The sequence below is a fragment of the Gordonia cholesterolivorans genome, from assembly GCF_039531975.1.
In the GTDB taxonomy this organism is placed as follows: domain Bacteria; phylum Actinomycetota; class Actinomycetes; order Mycobacteriales; family Mycobacteriaceae; genus Gordonia; species Gordonia sihwensis.
Map to the genome: position 1 here is coordinate 15,116 of NZ_BAAARB010000028.1, position 17,812 is coordinate 32,927.

The following is a 17,812-nucleotide window of genomic DNA, read 5'->3' on the forward strand; positions in this document are numbered from 1 at the left end:
CCGTGCATCGATGCGGGGGTGATCGGACCGTTGTCAGGCGAGGGCGAGAAAGAGCTTCTCGAGCTCCGCTTCGCTCATCTTCTCCCCTGTTTCCGCCCCGGTGATGCACTCACGGAGTCCGGTGGCGACGATCTTGAAGCCTGCCCGGTCGAGAGCCTTCGACACCGCGGCCAGCTGGGTGACGACGTCCTTGCAGTCACGGCCGCTCTCGATCATCGAGATCACTCCTGCGAGCTGACCCTGCGCACGCCGCAGACGGTTCAGTACCAACGCGATGCTTTCGGTGTCACCGGTCATGTCGTTCAGTCCTTCGTTCGATGAAACTCCAGGTTACCCCTAGGGGTAAGAGTGGTCGTGGTGGCCGACGCCGGACGGTATCGGCCACCACCATGGTGAGCATCTCGACTGTGCGAGCGTCTCAGCTGTGCGAGAAGCCGATCTTGGGTAGTACTGCTCGTAGCCACGTGGGTGACCACCATGCGGCATGGCCGGTCAGGCGCAGGAGCACCGGCAGCAGAACCAAGCGGATGAGTATCGCGTCCAGCAATACGGCGACACCCAGAATGATGCCCATCTCCTTGGGTGGCAGTGGTTCGGCGAGCGCGAACGAGAAGAACACCGCGATCATCACCGCTGCGGCCGCGAAGATCACCCGACCCGAATGCGCCATTCCGTCGACCTGAGAACCGTGCGGATCACCGGTGTTCTCGTAGTGTTCCTTGACGCTCGACAGCAGAAACACCGTGTAGTCCATCGCGATTGCGAAGATCATCGCGAAGAAGAACACCGGGCCCCAACCGTTCAGGAATCCCTGCGGGGTGAATCCGAGCAGCGACGCCCCGTGACCGTCTTGGAAGATCAGCTTCGCCACACCGAATGCTGCGCCGGTGGACAGCAGGCTGACCACGGTCCCCAGCAGGGCGATCAGCGGTGCCTGGAGCGCGATCAGCAGCAGCAGGAATCCGAGCACGAGGATCACCGACACCACGATCGGCAGGTACTCGTTCAACGCGGTCTGTAGGTCCAGGTTCTCCGCGGGTGCACCGCCGACGATCGCTCCCTCGGGCAGCTCGGCGCGCAAGGCGTCGAGTGTGGTCTCGAGTGCGGGGTCCGACGGGTCCACGTTCGGGATGGCCTGCAGCATGACGTAATCGGATCCGTCCATGGCGGGCATGGGCGGCGTCACCATCGATACGCCGTCGACGCTCGCTGCGATCTGTGCGGTCTGCTCTGCCTCCGCCGTGGGGGCGATGATCTGCAGCATGCCTGGTGCGCCTTCGCCCATCTGTGCCTGCACCAGTTCGTAGCCTTGGCGGACCGGAGCGTCCTCGGGGACAACCGAAATGGACGGCATGGCGACCTTGAGACCCAGTGCCGGAATCGACAGCGCCACCAGAATCAGCAGGGAGCCGATGGCGAACGGCCACGGATGCTTGTGCAGCAACTGACCCCAGGTCGCGAATTTCGGCGAGCGGTGCACCTGTCGCTTCGCGTACGGGAGGGAGCCGGCATTGACCTTCGGTCCGAGCTTGCCCAGAACTGCGGGGAGCAGTGTGAGGGTGGCCGCGAGAACGAACACCACCGCGAGCATGATGCCCACGGCCATCGTGCGTACCGCAGGTGCAGGTACCAGAAGCACGGCGGACAGGCTGATCAGCACGGTCAGGCCGGACAGCAGGACTGCTTTGCCTGCCGTGTCCATCGTTTCTGCCACTGCACGCTGGGGGTCGATCCGTCCGGCGTCGATGGTCTTGCGGAGCGCATCCCGGAATCGGACGACGAGGAAGAGCGCGTAGTCGATACCGAGCGCCAGCGCGAACATCATCGCAAAGTTCATCGCCCACACCGAGATCGGTGTGATTTCGTTGAGCAGAACCAGACCACCCGCGGATGCGACGAGGCCGGCCAGAGTCAACAGCAAGGGCAGACCTGCCGCGACGAGCGATCCGAACGCGAGCACCATGATCGCCAATGTGACGGGCCAGGAGATGATTTCGGCCTTGATCATCGCGTCGTGGTTGGCCTTGTTGAAGTCACTCCACAGTGCCGATGCTCCGGTCGGGTAGACCTCGATCGAGTCCGTGGAGGCTGCGGTCAGCTCACCTTTGAGATCGTCGACGGCCTTCACCATCTCGTCGGTGGTCCCGTTCGCTCCACCGATGAGGATCCCGGTGTGTCCGTCGGGGCTGATCGACATTCCCGGTTGCGGGGGGATCACCTCGGAAATCCGCGAATCGGCGGCCAGAATGTCGGTGACCTCGGAAATGACCGCCGCGACAGCGGGATCGGTCACCTGCTCGGTGTCCGAATGCACGACCACCTGGATCGCGGCCGAGGAGTTCCCGCCGAAGTGCTCCTGTGCGAGTTCGCGAACCTGGACCGACTCCGATCCGTTGGATTGCCACCCGGCACCGGCGAGGGATCCGAACACCGACGGGGCGAACGCTCCCAATCCGATGATGACCACGAGCCACGCGGTGACCACCCACTTGAAGTTGCCTGCCATGCGCGCACCGAAGCGCGCCAACGGCCCGCCGGTGATTCCTGGCGGCGAGTTGTCTGCAGAACTCTCGTCGGTTCGAACGTCGGTGGAACTCACATCGTGCCCTTACTGGTCGGGAAGATGGAGGAACCGTAACACAGTACCCCCAGGGGTATGCTGGTATCATCGTATCTACCCCCTAGGGTATGCACGGACGACCGCACCACACGCAGAGAAGCGAGGATCTACCGCATGTCATGCACCGACACCCTCACCGGCCCCGGCGGACCGAGTATCGAACGCGCAGTCCCCGCGCTGGCGGGCACCATGGTCCTTGCCAGCCTCGCCGCCGGTTCCCTTCACGACCGCCGCTGGCATGTCCTGACAGCATTCGTCGGCGGGAATCTGCTGCTGTATTCCGCAGTCGGATGGTGCCCGGCCAGCCTGTTGATGAAGCGGCTGGGGATGCGTCAGAGCACAGCGACCCCGACCCGGTGAACCGCAACAGGACCCGCCCTTTGCCGTGGCAGTGGGTCGGCTACGCCTTCGGCCGCACTCTGCCCTCGACCATGACGGACTGGGTGGCCAACGATCTGACGGGCAATCACGCCGTGGTTCGGCACCTGATCCGCGGCCAGGTTCCGTTTCTTCCCATCTACGCCGTGTTCATGTTCTTTCCGGGTGAACTGTGGTTGCGTGGTTCCATGGTGCTTCTGGCGGTCCTGCTCTCGCTGTTCTTCACCGCCTCGTACATGGAAGAGAATCGGCAACGCCGCCTCGTGCGACACATGCTGCCCCGCGATCTCACGAACTCCCGTAAAGCGCAGGAATCGGAGCTGGTCAAGAAGCGTTATCTGGCGGCGCACCCCGAGTCCGAGGCCTCACGCACCGCCGCGGCACCCATCGCTCCCGGCCGGGAGCACTGAGCGATGGTCGGCGATTCGACGCACCGTCTCGCCCGATGGCAACGATTCTGGGACAAGCAAGCGGCCGGTTACGACAAGCACATGACCTTCCTCGACCGAGTCCTTTTCCGCGACACCAGATCCTGGATCTGCAGTCGCGCCCGAGGCCAGGTTCTCGAGGTCGCAGTGGGAACGGGACTCAATCTCGAGCACTACCCGGCGGGGACATCGTTGACCGGAATCGAGCTGAGTCCGGACATGCTCGCGCAGGCACACTTTCGCGCCGCCGACGTCAGACCGGATGCGCACCTGACGCTCGGGGACGCTCATGCTCTCGACTTTCCCGATGCATCCTTCGACACCGTGGTGTGCACGTTCTCACTCTGCGCCATCCCCGCCACGGACATCGCGCTCGCGGAAATGTCGCGGGTGCTGCGTCCGGGTGGAACGTTGCTACTCGCCGATCACGTCGCCTCGTCGATCCGGCCGGTTCGATGGATCCAACGCGCCCTGGAACTGGTGAGCGTCCCGATCGGCGGCGAGCACTTTCTGCGCCGGCCCTCGCTCGTGATCACCGGTGACGAGAGCTTCTCCATCGAGGACATCGACCGGTTCACTCTCGGTCTTGTCGAGCGTCTTCACGCCACGAAAGTGGCCTGAACGGGAGCAAGGACCACCATCCTCGCGGCACGAACTACCGGCCACGCCCGGCTATCTCGGTCTCGACGAACTCGAGAAGTTGCTTCTCTGCCATCCACCCACACTTGTCGCGCACCCACGGCGAACAACCCAGGATGTAGGGGCGACGAGATCAGCCCACCGAGACTTCGCAACGACGCCGAGGCTCCGACGCTGAACCCATTTCACCCCCGCACCGAGAGTCGGTACGGGGGTGAAGATGGGGTTCGATGGAGAAATCAGGCCAGATCGTAGCGATCGAGCATCATGACCTTGTCCCACGCCGCGACGAAGTCGCGGACGAACTTGTCCTTGGCGTCATCGCAAGCGTAAACCTCTGCGACAGCGCGCAACTCGGAGTTCGAGCCGAAGACCAGATCGTTGCGAGTTCCGGTCCACTTCTTCTCACCGGTAGCGGCATCCTTGGCCTCGTAGATGCCCTCCTCGGCGGCGGGAACCCACTCGGTGCCCATGTCGAGGAGGTTGACGAAGAAGTCGTTGGTGAGCGTGCCGACCTTGTCGGTCAGAACGCCGTGCGTCGACTTCTTGAAGTTCGCACCGAGCACGCGCAGACCACCGACGAGCACGGTCATCTCGGGCGCACTGAGCGAGAGCAGGTTTGCCCGATCGACCAGGTTGAACTCGGCCGGCAGCTTCTGGCCTTTGCCCAGGAAGTTACGGAAACCGTCGACCTTGGGCTCCAGATCGGAGAACGAGTCGACGTCCGTCTTCTCCTGCGTGGCATCCATGCGGCCCGGGGTGAACGGGACCGTGATGTCGACGCCGGCGTTCTTGGCGGCCTGCTCGACGGCTGCGACGCCACCGAGTACCACGAGGTCGGCGAAGGACACAGTTCCGGAGAATGACTGCTGGATTCCTTCGAGAACGCGGATGACCTGTGCGAGCTCGTCGGGCTCGTTGACCTCCCAGCCGGCCTGCGGCTGCAGACGCAGACGGCCACCGTTCGCACCGCCGCGCTTGTCACTGACGCGGAACGACGACGCCGCCGCCCACGCAGCCGAGATCAGCTGATCCTGAGTCAATTCGGATCCGAGGATGGCCTGCTTCAGTTCGGCGATCTGTGCGTCACCGATCAGCTCGTGATCGACGGCCGGGATCGGGTCCTGCCAGAGCAGGGGCTCCGCCGGAACCTCGGGGCCGAGGTAACGCGTGACCGGTCCCATGTCGCGGTGGGTGAGCTTGAACCAGGCCTTCTGGAATTCCTCTGCGAGCTCCTCGGGATGATCGAGCCACCGCCGGGTGATCTGCTCGTAGATCGGGTCGACGCGCATCGCGATGTCGGAGGTGAGCATCGACGGGTGGCGACGCTTGGAGGGATCGGCGGGATCGGGAACGAGGTCCGCGCCCTCGCCGTTCTTCGGGCGCCACTGGTGTGCACCGGCTGGGCTCTTGTAGAGCTCCCACTCGAACCCGTACAGGGTCTCGAGGAACGAGTTGTCCCACTGGGTGGGCGTGGGGGTCCAGATGACCTCGAGGCCACTGGTGATCGCGTCCGCACCGACACCGCTCTGGTAGCTGTTCTTCCAGCCGAGGCCCATCTGTTCGAGGGGAGCGCCTTCCGGCTCGGCACCGATGTGCACCTCGGGATCGGCAGCGCCGTGCGTCTTGCCGAAGGTGTGTCCGCCGATGGCCAACGCGGCGGTCTCGATGTCGTTCATGGCCATGCGGCCGAAGGTCTCGCGAATGTCCAGTGCGGACTGCACCGGATCCGGGTTACCGTTCGGGCCTTCGGGATTGACGTAGATCAGACCCATCTGCACTGCGGCCAGCGGGCCCTCGAGGCTGGTGCGGTCACCGTAGTAGCGCTCGTCGCCCAACCAGGTCTGCTCCGGGCCCCAGTAGATGTCCTCGTCCGGCTCCCAGGCGTCGACGCGTCCGCCGGCGTAGCCGTAGGTCGGCAGGCCCATGGACTCGATGGCGACGTTGCCGGTGAGCACGATCAGGTCGGCCCAGGAGAGCTTGCGGCCGTATTTCTGCTTGATCGGCCAGATCAGCCTGCGGGCCTTGTCCAGGCTCGCGTTGTCGGGCCAGCTGTTCAGAGGCGCGAAGCGCTGCATGCCCGCTCCGGCACCGCCGCGTCCGTCCTGCTTGCGGTACGTGCCCGCTGCGTGCCACGCCATGCGAATGAAGAACGGGCCGTAGTGACCGAAGTCCGCGGGCCACCAGGGCTGCGAGTTCGTCATCAGGGCTTCGATGTCGCGCTTGACCTCAGCGAGATCGAGAGAGTTGAACTCGGCTGCGTAGTCGAAGTCCGGGCCCATGGGGTCGCCGACTGCCGGGTTCTTCTTGAGGATCTTCAGATTCAGGGACTTGGGCCACCACTCGCGGTTGCTTCCGCCTTCGACGGGTGCCGGCATCGAGTCGTGCATGACCGGACACTTGCCACCCGACTCCTGTGGCTGGTCCTGGTTCATCTCTTTTTCGCGTGTTGTGTGGTCCTCGGACACGAGTTTCCCTCCAGAAGATGGTGAATGATCTGATTTCCGCGGCGCTCCCGCGCCGCGACATCAGGGGCTGACGCTGGTGGAGCAGTTCTCGCACAGGCCCCAGTAGATGACCTCTGCCTCGTCGACGACGAAACCAGGGGCCTCCGACGGAGTGAGGCACGGAGCCTCGCCGACGGCGCACTCCACATCGGCGATCGCGCCGCACTTGCGGCACACGAGATGGTGATGATTGTCGCCGATCCTGCTCTCGTACCGGGAGACCGAACCCGACGGCTGAATGCGCCGGACCAGTCCCGCGATGGTCAGAGCGCGGAGCACGTCGTACACGGCCTGGCGCGAGACGTCGGGCAGGGTGGCCCGAACGGCTCCGTAGACGGTGTCGGTGTCGACGTGCGGATGTTCGTGCACCACGTCGAGCACCGCCAGACGGGGGCGGGTGACTCTGAGCGCAGCACTACGCAGCATCTCCGAGTAGTTCGACGATGAGCTCACATCGACCAGTATGCATGACTTTTCTGGAATGAGTCCGGAAACTGAGCGACGGACTGATGTGAGGCGGCGAGCGCAGAGCCAGCGCGTTCCGCGCCGAGTGGCACCGAGATTGCGGGGAGCAATCGCCGGAGGATCTTCGGTTCGGGTGAACCCCTCAGGCTCGGTGTGCGTACACCACAGTGAAGCCCACAGCAGTCGTGGGCCCGAGGACAGGACACGTGATGAACACTTCAAGGTTCCGTATGGCAACGTCGCTCCTGGCGTCGGCGGCGATGATCGCCCTCGCCGGGTGCGGTTCCACCGAACCCACCGGTTCGGTCGCTGTGTCGAGTACTCCGGTGTCCACGTCGGCGGATCCGAGCGCCTCAACACCTGATGCAGCACCGTCCGAACCCGGTCTGGTGGTGTACGCCAGCAACTACTCCGTGAGTGACACGGTCTCTCGGGTCCAGCGCGCGCTCGAGACGGTGGGGACTGTGGCAGCCACTGTGGATTTCGAGAAGTTGGCACAGGGAACAGGTAAGACGATCCGTCCGACCACCGTGGTGATCGGGGGGAATCCGAAGGCGGCGTCGCCGTTGATCACCGCGGATCAACGGGCCGCGATCGACCTTCCACAGAAGTACCTGGTCTGGCAGGCTGCCAACGGGACGGTGTTTCTGGCATACAACTCCGCGGAGTACATCGCGGCGCTCGCTGGTATCCCGGTGTCGTCCGACGCCCTCGACGGACTCCGGGCCGGGTCGGCATCCACCGCGTCCGATGCGACGGGATCCTCGGCGGCCGCTGCAGAGGGCACCGATGTGTCCACAGCGCCGAGATACCTGGTCGAAAAGACCAGTGATGCATCGGTTGCTGCGTCCATCGCTCGATACGAGGCAGCGTTCGCGGCCAAGAATCAGCCCACAGTCGCCACCGTCGATCTCGCGTCCGCCGCTGCCGAGACACCTCTGAGGCCCACCATGGTCACCTACGTCGGTAATCCTGCGGTCTCGACTGCGCTGGTCGGAGCGCAGCAGACCATGGGGATCGACCTCCCCGCCCGATACGTGGCGTGGCAGGACTCCGAAGGGATCGTTCACGTGGCTCATCCCGATATCCGTGTACTCGCTGCTCGGCATTCGATCTCGCCGACCAATCCCGTTCTCGACATGGTCGAGGCCGCCACGACCGGTTTCACCGATGCCGCTTCCGGCTCGGGCAGTTAGGTGGACGGTGTCGAATCCGGCTCACAGCAGAACCATCAGCTCGTCGATGCGTCCGAAGTTGCCATGTCGGCGCTCTTCCGCGAGCACCAGCATGCAGTGACTCGATTCGTCAGCCGCTACACCCAGACCCGCGAGCAGTGCGAGGACATCGTCCAGGAGACGATGTTGCGTGCGTGGCGCGGGATCGACCGCATCGATGTGACAGCAGCATCGACGCGGTCCTATCTCATGACGATCGCGCGAAACGTGCTCACCGATCAGTGGCGGGCGAGCACGAGCAGGCCGACTCTTGTCCACGACCAGATCGCACTCGCTGCCGAGTGCATCGACGACGAATTGGGCGGGGTCCTCGACGGGTGGCTCATAGACGAGTCGCTGCACCGGTTGTCCGAGGAGCATCGAGCGGTCATCGTGCTCATCTACTACGAGGGCCGAACCGTCTCCGAAGTGGCCGCACACCTCGATATCGCGGTCGGCACGGTCAAGTCCCGCTCCTACTACGCTGTACGTGCCCTACGCCGGATCTTCGACGAGTTGGGATTGATTCCATGAGCTCAGCGCACGACGAGATCCGACCACTGCTCGGGGCGTACGTACTCGACGGACTCGAGCGCGACGACCGAGCAGCGGTACGACGACATCTCGACGACTGCCTTGCCTGCCGAACCGAAATCGACGTACTGGCACCCGTCGCGGGTGTGCTTCGACGTCGAAGGCAGCCAGCAGATCTCTCACCGGTGCACTCGACGGCCGGTGCAGACCAGCGACTCGACCACCTGCTGAGCGCGATGAGGCAGCAACGGACCTCCGAGAAGAGGCGGCGGCGAGTGTGGACTGCGGTGTCGGCGACCCTCGTTCTGGGAGTCGCTGCGGCGATCGTCCCGCTCAGTAGCCTCGCCCGCTCCGACGATTCGACAACGGTGAACGATGCGGGAGCCCGCCCGCTCGTTCTGTCGAGCACCATCGGGGCCACAGGTGAGCTCGAGCTCACCACGAAAGCCTGGGGCACATCGATCGACGTCGACGTCCAACAACTCCCCGACGCAGGCGTCCTCACTCTCCAGGTGGTCGGCAACGACGGGGCTCGACAGCAAGCAGCTCAATGGTCGGTCACCGCGAGCCGAGCAGCAGCGGTGACCGGCGCGACGTCCCTTTCTGTCGAGGACATCCACTCGATCGTGATCGACGATCCGGCGGGCAACACGATCGCGCGGGCCTCTCGCTGAGACCGAGTCGTCACCGACACGGGCCAGGTTTGGATGCGGTGCCTCGAACCGCATGTTGGTCGAACGGCCGGCCGAGTGGCTGGACCGCAGTCGAAGGAGGTCGGGGCGCTCACGACGTACCCCGGATCGAAGTCCGAGTCCGACCTGCGACATCGAGCGATCACACCAGTCTCCTCGTCTCACCAGAACCAATCGACCCGCAGCCCACTGTCGGGTGTCCCACAGAAAATTACGGATATCGACGACACGTACGTCGCAGGATCCGAGACCCCTAGCTATCCGAGGCGACCCAGCGAGCATCGGATGTATACACGGTCAGATGTACCCCATGGGTATGTGCTGATATCACCCTCAGGGGCTCATACTCGTAGTCGTTTGCGATGACTGTGACGACAATTGGACGCGCCTTCGGTCGTCTCGTCGTTTCGGCGGTCGGGTATCGAAGACGGTGCTGCCATCGACCCAAGGGCACCCACTCATCGACGTAGACATCGAGCCGGTGACGGAAGTCGACATCTGTGTCCATGGGTCGACAGCACACCGACAGTGCAATCAGTCCGCCGATGCCAGTTGCCCGAGAGACAGCATCAACAGTCGCCGCGATCCCATCCGTCGTGTTCGTCGAGAATGTCGACGAGAGTGCGCAAAAGATCGTCGACGCGGTCATTGATGTCGTCGAACCGATCGTCGAGCTCGGCGAGGCGGATGTGTGCGTCACGCCGGGCACGAATCCCGTGCTCGTAGTAGGCATTGTCCAGAACGAAGCCCGATCGACCTGGTTCTGCTCCGTGTAGAACAGCACTGTCGGGGTCGTTCGTCGTCCACAGGGTGCGCGGTCGATGCGCAGCCGGCCGACCGTTCAGGTGAGCGCGCGTCAGTGCGGACAGCGACTGCACTGTGAGCGGTTCCGGCGTCCAGGGTGTGTAGCCCCAGCGATCGATACGAACCACAAGCGGCTCCTCCGCGTGCTGCGCTGTCACCACCGGAGACGCAGACATCGAAGGTGAGCGATCGGGGTCGAGAAATTCACGGAGCATCGAGATACTCGCGGAGCGATCGAACATCGACTGAAGTTGCGCCCAGCGCCGGTACACCGACACCGGACCGGACTCACCGTAACTGCCGAGCATGGTCGGGGTGACACGGTGCAGGCCGGAAACGATCAGGTCCGGCCCTGCGACCTCGATGTCGCCGCGGCGCAGAGTGCTGATGTCACGGTAAGTCAGTCCGGCAGAAACCAAAGTCAATATCAGTGCATCACGTCGCCCGAACAGCCCGTATGGCCATCCAGACGACAGAATGCCGTCGATGATCGATGCAGCGCAGCCACGGATTTCGGTGAGACGTTCCCGGCGGCGCTCTGCGAGAGCGAGCCGAATGGGGACCGAGCGACCGGGTTCGGCCATACCGCGACTGCGGTGGGCAGCGTTGACAGCCGATACTCGACGACGCTGCGTGGCGACTGCGGCAGGGTGGTGGTCAAGAAACTCTGCCAGTGTGGACGGTGTAGCAGGCAGCGACGACCGGTCGCTGGCAGCGCACCAGTCGCAGAACAATGCCCATGTGTGTTCTGCGGAGCGGCCGAGACCCGAGATGCCATAAGCCACCGAGCCGAACGTAATTCCGTTCGATTGACTGGCGGAGTGTCGATATTCAAAGTTGCAGTGTTCGGAAACGGTGACACTTCCTCCCCGGTTTGGCTGTTACAACAGTTTAGGCACCGCTCGCCCAGCCTTGGTGACGTCGAGCCGAGGTGGACGCCCCCGTAGCCCAAGCATCTTCAGATCTGCCCGCCGTCTGTCAGCGGGCGCGAAACCGTTCCGTACGAGCCCGTCCATTCGCACCGTCACGTCAATCGGAGGCTCGTTTGCGGCGGTGGACGTGATCGAAGGCGGATGTTGAACCGGCTAGCCATACCGTATTGTGATACGGTATGGCTATGAGCGAAGCCGCAGTGCGCAACCGACGAGCAGGTGGCCCCAAGCGTCTCCTCGTGCTCGATCAGGTGATATCGACTATGGCGGTCCGCGGATACAGCGGCACCAGGTACGCAGATATCTCCGAGGCCTCCGGTATCGCAGTAAGCACCTTGCAGGGCTACTTCGGATCTCGCGAGGACATGTTGATCGAAGCTTTCCAACGCGCCACTTCCGTTGCCGTTGAAGCCATGCGCGAATTCACGGCGCAATTCGATGACCCATGGAAACAACTGGTGGCGATGGTGGACCGTGGCCTTGCAACGGATGTTCCGACCTGGCGGATGCTCATGGAATTCTGGACGGCAGCCGCCCACGACACCGAACTCCGGCAGCACGCCACAGCATTGGCGACCCAGTACCGAGAACCCTTCGCGGACGCTGTTCGTCGAGGAGTGGAGAGCGGTCAATTCGACCCGCGCTTCGATGTCGAGTCCATCGTCGAAGTCGCAGTGGCAAACATCGTCGGCGTGCTGTACCCAACGGTACTCGGCCACCTGCCTCTTCCTGCAACGAATTACCGCGACGTAGTCATCTCCCAGTTGGCGTACGTCCTCCAAGTTGATACCCACGAAACTTCCGGCAACCCGCCGGCGCTCGGCGAACAAGAAGGGTGACACCCATGTCCCACTCAGTCATCAACCCCAGTGAGCTCCACGACCCAATTCCCTACGGCTACAGTCACACTGCGGCAGTGCCGGCCGGTACTGGCCTAGTGTTCGTCTCCGGTCAGTACGGATCCGGAAAGGACGGCATGGTCGTCTCTGCCGACTTCGCCGGCCAAGTGAAACAAGCATTCGCCAACCTCGGCGTGGCCCTGGCTTCGCACGGGCTCGACCACAGCAACATCGTCCAACTCAGAACCTACGTCGTCGGCCCGGATTTCGAGAAGCTCGGAATCATCGGAAGTGTTGTCCATGACAGCTGCGGGGAGCTGCCACCGACACAGACCGTAATCGGTGTGTCGGGTTTGGCCATGCCCGACATTCTGTTCGAGGTCGAAGCAGTCGCTTCCTACCCAAGCGCCGAATCGTAGACGCAACCCCATTTGGGGGCCACCGGCGACGTAACCTGCCCACTCGTCGGTGTATCCGAAAACAGGGACAGGTAGTCGAGACCCGATGCCCGGATCGAACCTGGTCGAAATGCTCGATGGTAGGACCTTGAATGTGTTGTGTAAGTGCACATTCACTGTTTCAGCTTGGCGTTCATGATTCGTCTTGTTGCTCTTCGGAACGAGCGAGCAGGTAGTCGGCCCAGTCTCGTCGTGTTCGACTGGACCATTTGGTGGCTGTAGATATGTTGACGCCGAGTAGGTCAGCGGCGATCGGGGCAGGGATGTCGCGGGCCCAGGCCGAGCGAGCCGAGTGGCGGGCAGGAAGCGGTTCGATCCCGTGGTGGCGGAGTTTGCGTGCGAGGACAGCAGACGCCATTGGCCTGCCCGGGGACCTTCCCGGAAACAGAAATCGGGTTGCGAGTTCGGTCTGGTAGAAGGTTTCGCGACCGACTCTGTTGTCTCGCAGGGTGGTCAGGAGTGCGGCCAGTGCAGGTGGCACCAAGGCGGGGCCTTCGTCGAAACGCAGGTAGGTCTCCTGGTCGACGACGTCGATGCGGCCACAGGTCAGCGTAGCGATGCTGGTGGTTGTGCGGCCGTAAAGCAGGACGAGCGCACCCGTGACTCGGACGTCGAGAGGCAGTTCGTCGTCGTGAAGACACCTGTCGAGCATGTCCCACCGGTCTTCTTCGGTGAGCAAGTTCGACGGGTCGGCGCTCGGCCTTTGGGGCACCGTCAGGTCGGAGCATAGCTTCCTTCCTTTCGACCATTCTATGAATGTGGTTACGAAGTAACGGTATTCGCTGCCACCGTCGAGCCAAACATCGATGTCGGCTTGATCGGTCGTGGGCAGTGTCTTGCCGCGTTCATCGAGCCAGGTCAGGAATTCGAGACTGATTGCGATTTGGCTCCGAACGTAAGTGGCAGCGCTGACCGTGACGGGCCGTCGGTTGGATCGTCGGCGAGCACGCCGCAGAACGTGCCAGGTGGCGAATGGTCGCACGAGTGCGATGTGATGAGCGGGCCGTTCACCGAGGGCATGCTCGAGCCACTGTTCGATTCGCTCGAGCAACTCGTCGCGCTCCGCGAGAATTCCCGCGTGGACGAGCAGATCACGCAGTCGGTGCAAAGCATAGCTCGGCGGGCACTGGTCGAGCAGTTCATGGCTCAGGGACTCGTGGTGGGCTCGTTGAGCGAGCTCGTGAAGCAACTTCGCACCGCCGGCGCGTCGATGAAGCCAGCGCATCATCGAAGACGGATTGGGGACGTGGGCGAAGACGGCAATTAACGGAACAAGTTGCTCGGCAATGCCGTGTTCCGGGTGACTGAGGACGATGCGGAGCTTTGCCTCGAGTGCGTCGTGGGCGGTTTCGTGTTGTCGCCGGCGTACTCGTGTCGGGGATTCGGTGAGCTGGGGTTCGAGGACATGGCCGTCGTCGCGGCAGCGAAGACATACCGGTTGTTGGGCATCCGGATGTGCTGGATGCGCCGCACCGCAGATCACGCATGGGTGTCGTGGTCGGGTGAGGCAGCGGTTGCAGAGATCAGGTTCGGTGCCTCGGGCGGTGCGGTCGATTCCCCTGACTTCGCCGCACCCACCGCAGCGGCGCTTGGGCCGGGTGTAGCAGCTTTTGCAGATCGGGCCGTCGTCGGTGTGGGCGTATGTGGGCGCGTCCTCCCCGCACCGGATGCAGGTGCAGTGCGGAGTGCGGTAGCAATTCGGACACAATGCGGCGCCGTCGCTCCGCCGCGCCTTGATCGCCAACACTCGCCCACATTGTCCGCATGGCCCCCTCTTGCGGGGGACGCATGAGCTGCACAGTGGTCTGCCGTGGTCGTCGCGTTTGGCGATCGACCGATCCTTGCCGCAGCGACTGCACGGCGCGCAGTGGAAATATCGTCGGCAGTTGTCGCAGACACGACCTCCGTCGACTATGTGGTGCAGGATCTTTGGGGCCTTGCATCGTAGGCAACTGGGAATCGTGACCGTGGTGTGTCCGGCCGCGACGAGTAGCGCGGCCAGTCGCTGCACTGCCACTGGGGTGTTCGATGATCCCGACGTCAGCGCATCGGGATGCCGCGCAAGGTGCGCTTCCAACGGTCTCAGTGTTGAGTCGACTACCGCTTCGGCAACGAATTCCATTGCGGCGCAGAGGCTGAGGTCAGGAACACTGTTTCTGACGTGATGGGCGGCTCGCTCGAGCACGATTTGGCGTGGCTCGACTCCCGGCCGTCGGCTCATGTCGTCTCTGGTCGGCGGATGGTGGTGCGTCGTGCCCGTGGCGGGGCTGGGTGCTCACCCGTACTGCCGTTGCTCGTCTTCTTGATAGCAGTGTTGACGACGTCGATCTCGATGAGGTCGTTCGGTGTGCACCCGAGGATGTCGCACAACGCGGCGAGGGTGTCCATCGACAACCGTTGCGGCGGTGCGGTGACGAGCCGGTAGACCTGTTCGCGGGAGAGGTGAATCCCGCGCTCGGCGAGCAGCGGGCCCAGCTCGGTGGTCTGGAACATCTCATGGTCGGCCATCAGGCGTCGCAGGTTCCAGCGGTAGCCCATCTTCTTGATCATGGCGCTCCCTTCCATAAAGTGTCGCGGCTCTGCAGCGCTCGGCGTATTAGTCGGGTTCGGTACTCGTCGGATACACCGGTATAGATCGCGGTCGTCGAGGCGTATCGGTGACCGACCTGTTCGGAGACGAACCGTTCTGGGTAGTCGAACTCCACCAGATGCGTGACGTACGAATGCCGCAGACAGTGCAGGTCGAGTTCGACCGGCAACCCCGCCGCCTGACGCACTTGCTCGAAGGCATCGTTGATGCTGCGCAGTGACATTCGACCGGCGCGCTCGCTGACCCAGAGCGCGGTCAGCGCGCCCGGCTTCATCAATGGCCGAACCTCCTCGACCCAGTGGTCGAGCACATCGACGATCCAATCCATCTCCGGAACCGTCAACACGGTGCGCCGCTTCGGCGGGCTTCCCTTCGATGCCTTCCCCCACCGCACGAACCAAGCACCGTACTGGCCGTACTGCGCTGCTTTCGGTGCGCGGCGTCGGTCGGAGAGATCTAACCCGCGGGCCTCTCGACGGCGCAGTCCGTAGGCGTAGACGGTCTTGAGCAGGGCGGCGTCGCGTAACGCTGTCAACGAACCTTTGCGGCCCAGCTTGCGGATCTGCTCGACGCGGCCGTCCGCGGCATCGAACAAGGTCTGCACTTCGTCGTAGGTCAGCGGCCGCCTCCCCGGTCCGCCCTCGAAATCTGCAGCATGCGCGATCGTGTTTCCCTCGTGAAAAACCTGTTGCGGCACAACCGAAAACCGATCCCAGCACTGCGCAGGCCAACCGTAGCGGCTGTCGGTGACGTACTCCATGAACAAGCAAATCGACATCTCGTACGACCGGGCGGTCGACACCACGATCGGCTTACGCCGGACCGAGGACCGCAGATGCACGATGAAATCTTCACCGTCCGCCGGTTCCCATTGCCACGGATACGAATTGGTGAACTCGGCCATCCGACGCACCAGCGACAAACGCGGCGCGATCGTCCCCTCGTCACTGAGAAACCGCGTTCGTTGCTGACGTTCCCACCCCGCCAGCATCGCTTCGAACACTGCCTGTTCGGGCTCGAGATGCACTACCCCGTCGGTCAACACCAGATGCGCCGCACCCGGAATCTCAGTCTCGCCCATGCGTTGCATTAAACACAACAATGTTGAATCAAGTCTAGTCTGACTGCCGTCGCCGCAGGTCAGGCGAGACGGAAAGCCGGCAACGGATAGGATGACACCGCGGTCAACGTCCAGGTCGCATCAGCTTATGCGGTGGAACGCAGTTGCATCGGACGCAATTCCGCCTAGTTCCGGTTTCATAGTCCGAGGTCGGTGACGGCGTTGCCGAGCATGGGTGCGTGCTCACGGGCGTAGATTTCGACCATCCCAGGGGTCGTGTGGCCGGTCTGGCGCATGATGGCGTGGGCGTCTGCGCCGTTGCGGAATGCTTGGGTGACGAATCCTGCCCGCAACGAATGCCCACCCAACTGTGTGACCGTCTCGGGGTCGAAGCCGGCGCGAGCGGCGCGGCGACGGATCGCGGCGTGCACCGCAGCCCCGGAGAGCGCAGTGTCGGAGAGGTTGCCATTCTTGCGGACCGATCGGAACAGCGGCGAAGATTTGTCGGCGGCGGGCAATGCTCCCCGGCACACATGAGAGTCGAATGGTGTTGCACGGGAAAGTAACCGAATGACGGCGACTCTGCCGCCGGTGTCGAACGCGGCGACGAGCTGCAGCCATCGCACCCACGCGCACACCGGGCATGACTCGTGGCGGTTGGTGAACGGTAGTGCTTTCACTGCTCCGGTGCCGGCCTGGTCGGTCTTGGACTTCCGGATCTGTACGTGCGCGCCGTCGAGACGGTCGCGGCGGACATCGCGGCATTCGAGCGCTACGAGTTCACTGCGACGAAACGCGCCGGTGAAGCCCATCAGCAGCAGCGCGGTGTCGCGGCGCTCGAGCACCTCGGACGCCCACCCGACAGCACTGCGGCGCGCGTGGTCGACGATCGTGGTGATGTCGGAGGTCAGCAGCGGTGCCCGCGGGTTGCGGGGCCGCTCCCCCGCCGACGCATAATCCCGACGAACACCTGCCAGAGTCGCTTTCACCATTTCGTGTCCGCACGGGTTGTCGTAGCCGGCGCTGCGGTGGCGGTCGGCGATCGCTGCAATCCATTTGCCGAATGTCGCAGGCGCATACGCCCGCGTGCCGTCGACGGTGAGTGTGTCGGCCGCGGCGACGAGATACGCGGCCACCACGGCGGGATGCGCCGGCAACGCGGCATGTCCGGTGGCGGTGCACCAGGTCTCGAAGCCTCGCCACGCCGAGCTGTAAGCCCGGCGGGTACCGGCGGACCGCGATGCAGCCATCGACCGCTCTATCCGGGCGGCAACCTCGGGCGTCAGATCCGGAAACACCGCTGCGCCACACGACACGACAGCTGGGACAGTGTTCGGGCCGTCTGCTGGCTGGCGTTCTGTCATGGAAAGGACTGTAGCGGGCAGCTCCGACACATTTTCTGGATCCAAAACCACGCTCAGCTGGTGGTTTGTGGGTCTACGGTGCGGGAAGGAAAATTCTCGTCGGTCACCGCACAAATAACGTTGGTGACTGTGACACCGCCGCCAAAACGGGCCTTGTCGGCCATGTAGCTTCTCACCGAACGTGTCATTTTCTCATCGGCTTGTCATAGGCGTGTCATCGTTCTCATCGGGCTGTCATGCGGCACGATAGCAAAATGCCTGATCAGATCGGTGCGACCGAGATTCGCT

17 protein-coding genes are annotated in these 17,812 nt (G+C 63.4%); 8 read left to right on the top strand and 9 right to left on the bottom strand.

Annotated elements, in window-relative coordinates; translation table 11 throughout:
* Positions 1-33: 33 nt before the first annotated feature.
* Positions 34-297 (bottom strand): metal-sensitive transcriptional regulator, encoded by a 264-nt coding sequence (locus tag ABFX36_RS17700; RefSeq protein ID WP_006898188.1) that lies wholly within the window; start codon positions 295-297, stop codon positions 34-36.
* Between the two features lie 121 nt (positions 298-418).
* Entirely contained in the window at positions 419-2,506 is a 2,088-nt protein-coding gene (locus tag ABFX36_RS17705) for an MMPL family transporter (protein ID WP_233500148.1), read from the bottom strand.
* Between the two features lie 228 nt (positions 2,507-2,734).
* Between ABFX36_RS17705 and ABFX36_RS17710 the strand changes: the two genes are divergently transcribed.
* The 3 genes from ABFX36_RS17710 to ABFX36_RS17720 are packed head-to-tail and all read left to right on the top strand — an operon-like array spanning position 2,735 to position 4,047.
* Entirely contained in the window at positions 2,735-2,980 is a 246-nt protein-coding gene (locus ABFX36_RS17710; RefSeq protein ID WP_006898186.1) for a YgaP family membrane protein, read from the top strand.
* A 20-nt stretch (positions 2,981-3,000) separates the two neighbouring features.
* Positions 3,001-3,408 carry a DUF5313 family protein gene (locus ABFX36_RS17715; RefSeq protein WP_006898185.1) on the top strand — a complete coding sequence of 136 codons (408 nt, stop codon included), beginning with the start codon at positions 3,001-3,003 and terminating at the stop codon, positions 3,406-3,408.
* Between the two features lie 3 nt (positions 3,409-3,411).
* Positions 3,412-4,047, top strand: coding sequence for a class I SAM-dependent methyltransferase (locus ABFX36_RS17720; protein ID WP_151097334.1), 636 nt, complete (start codon positions 3,412-3,414; stop codon positions 4,045-4,047).
* A gap of 257 nt (positions 4,048-4,304) precedes the next feature.
* Here the strand turns inward: ABFX36_RS17720 and katG are convergent, their stop codons facing one another.
* Complete coding sequence (gene katG, locus ABFX36_RS17725) at positions 4,305-6,500, bottom strand: catalase/peroxidase HPI (protein WP_039868156.1); 2,196 nt, start codon at positions 6,498-6,500, stop codon at positions 4,305-4,307.
* A gap of 93 nt (positions 6,501-6,593) precedes the next feature.
* Complete coding sequence (locus ABFX36_RS17730; protein ID WP_006898181.1) at positions 6,594-6,998, bottom strand: Fur family transcriptional regulator; 405 nt, start codon at positions 6,996-6,998, stop codon at positions 6,594-6,596.
* 269 nt (positions 6,999-7,267) lie between these two features.
* On the opposite strand from ABFX36_RS17730, the gene ABFX36_RS17735 reads away from it, so the two are divergent.
* The 3 genes from ABFX36_RS17735 to ABFX36_RS17745 are packed head-to-tail and all read left to right on the top strand — an operon-like array spanning position 7,268 to position 9,459.
* Complete coding sequence (locus ABFX36_RS17735; RefSeq protein WP_039868152.1) at positions 7,268-8,233, top strand: DUF302 domain-containing protein; 966 nt, start codon at positions 7,268-7,270, stop codon at positions 8,231-8,233.
* The gene (locus tag ABFX36_RS17740; RefSeq protein WP_006898178.1) at positions 8,234-8,785 is read left to right on the top strand and encodes a sigma-70 family RNA polymerase sigma factor; all 552 of its coding nucleotides are present in this window, start codon (positions 8,234-8,236) and stop codon (positions 8,783-8,785) included. It abuts the gene before it with no gap.
* The gene (locus ABFX36_RS17745) at positions 8,782-9,459 is read left to right on the top strand and encodes a zf-HC2 domain-containing protein (protein WP_081598158.1); all 678 of its coding nucleotides are present in this window, start codon (positions 8,782-8,784) and stop codon (positions 9,457-9,459) included. The genes ABFX36_RS17740 and ABFX36_RS17745 overlap by 4 nt, the downstream gene beginning before the upstream one ends.
* A 587-nt stretch (positions 9,460-10,046) precedes the next feature.
* Here ABFX36_RS17745 and ABFX36_RS17750 read toward each other — a convergent pair.
* Entirely contained in the window at positions 10,047-11,066 is a 1,020-nt protein-coding gene (locus ABFX36_RS17750) for a hypothetical protein (protein ID WP_006898175.1), read from the bottom strand.
* 332 nt (positions 11,067-11,398) lie between these two features.
* Here ABFX36_RS17750 and ABFX36_RS17755 point away from each other — a divergent pair, with 332 nt between their 5' ends.
* Together ABFX36_RS17755 and ABFX36_RS17760 are read left to right on the top strand one after the other, a co-directional pair.
* A complete protein-coding gene (locus ABFX36_RS17755; RefSeq protein WP_101841652.1) occupies positions 11,399-12,052 on the top strand; it encodes a TetR/AcrR family transcriptional regulator in 654 nt (217 codons plus the stop codon).
* 5 nt (positions 12,053-12,057) lie between these two features.
* The gene (locus ABFX36_RS17760) at positions 12,058-12,471 is read left to right on the top strand and encodes a RidA family protein (RefSeq protein ID WP_006898173.1); all 414 of its coding nucleotides are present in this window, start codon (positions 12,058-12,060) and stop codon (positions 12,469-12,471) included.
* 172 nt (positions 12,472-12,643) lie between these two features.
* On the opposite strand, the gene ABFX36_RS17765 is transcribed toward ABFX36_RS17760, so the two are convergent.
* The 4 genes from ABFX36_RS17765 to ABFX36_RS17780 all read right to left on the bottom strand — a co-directional run bounded on the left by ABFX36_RS17765 (position 12,644) and on the right by ABFX36_RS17780 (position 17,524).
* Entirely contained in the window at positions 12,644-14,257 is a 1,614-nt protein-coding gene (locus ABFX36_RS17765; RefSeq protein ID WP_157225346.1) for a hypothetical protein, read from the bottom strand.
* Positions 14,258-14,727: 470 nt separating this feature from the next.
* On the bottom strand, positions 14,728-15,060 hold the full coding sequence (locus tag ABFX36_RS17770) for a helix-turn-helix domain-containing protein (RefSeq protein ID WP_006898170.1): 333 nt from the start codon (positions 15,058-15,060) through the stop codon (positions 14,728-14,730).
* A complete protein-coding gene (locus tag ABFX36_RS17775; protein WP_006898169.1) occupies positions 15,057-16,181 on the bottom strand; it encodes a tyrosine-type recombinase/integrase in 1,125 nt (374 codons plus the stop codon). The genes ABFX36_RS17770 and ABFX36_RS17775 overlap by 4 nt, the downstream gene beginning before the upstream one ends.
* Before the next feature lie 176 nt (positions 16,182-16,357).
* Positions 16,358-17,524 carry a site-specific integrase gene (locus ABFX36_RS17780; protein ID WP_039868144.1) on the bottom strand — a complete coding sequence of 389 codons (1,167 nt, stop codon included), beginning with the start codon at positions 17,522-17,524 and terminating at the stop codon, positions 16,358-16,360.
* Between the last annotated feature and the right edge of the window lie 288 nt (positions 17,525-17,812).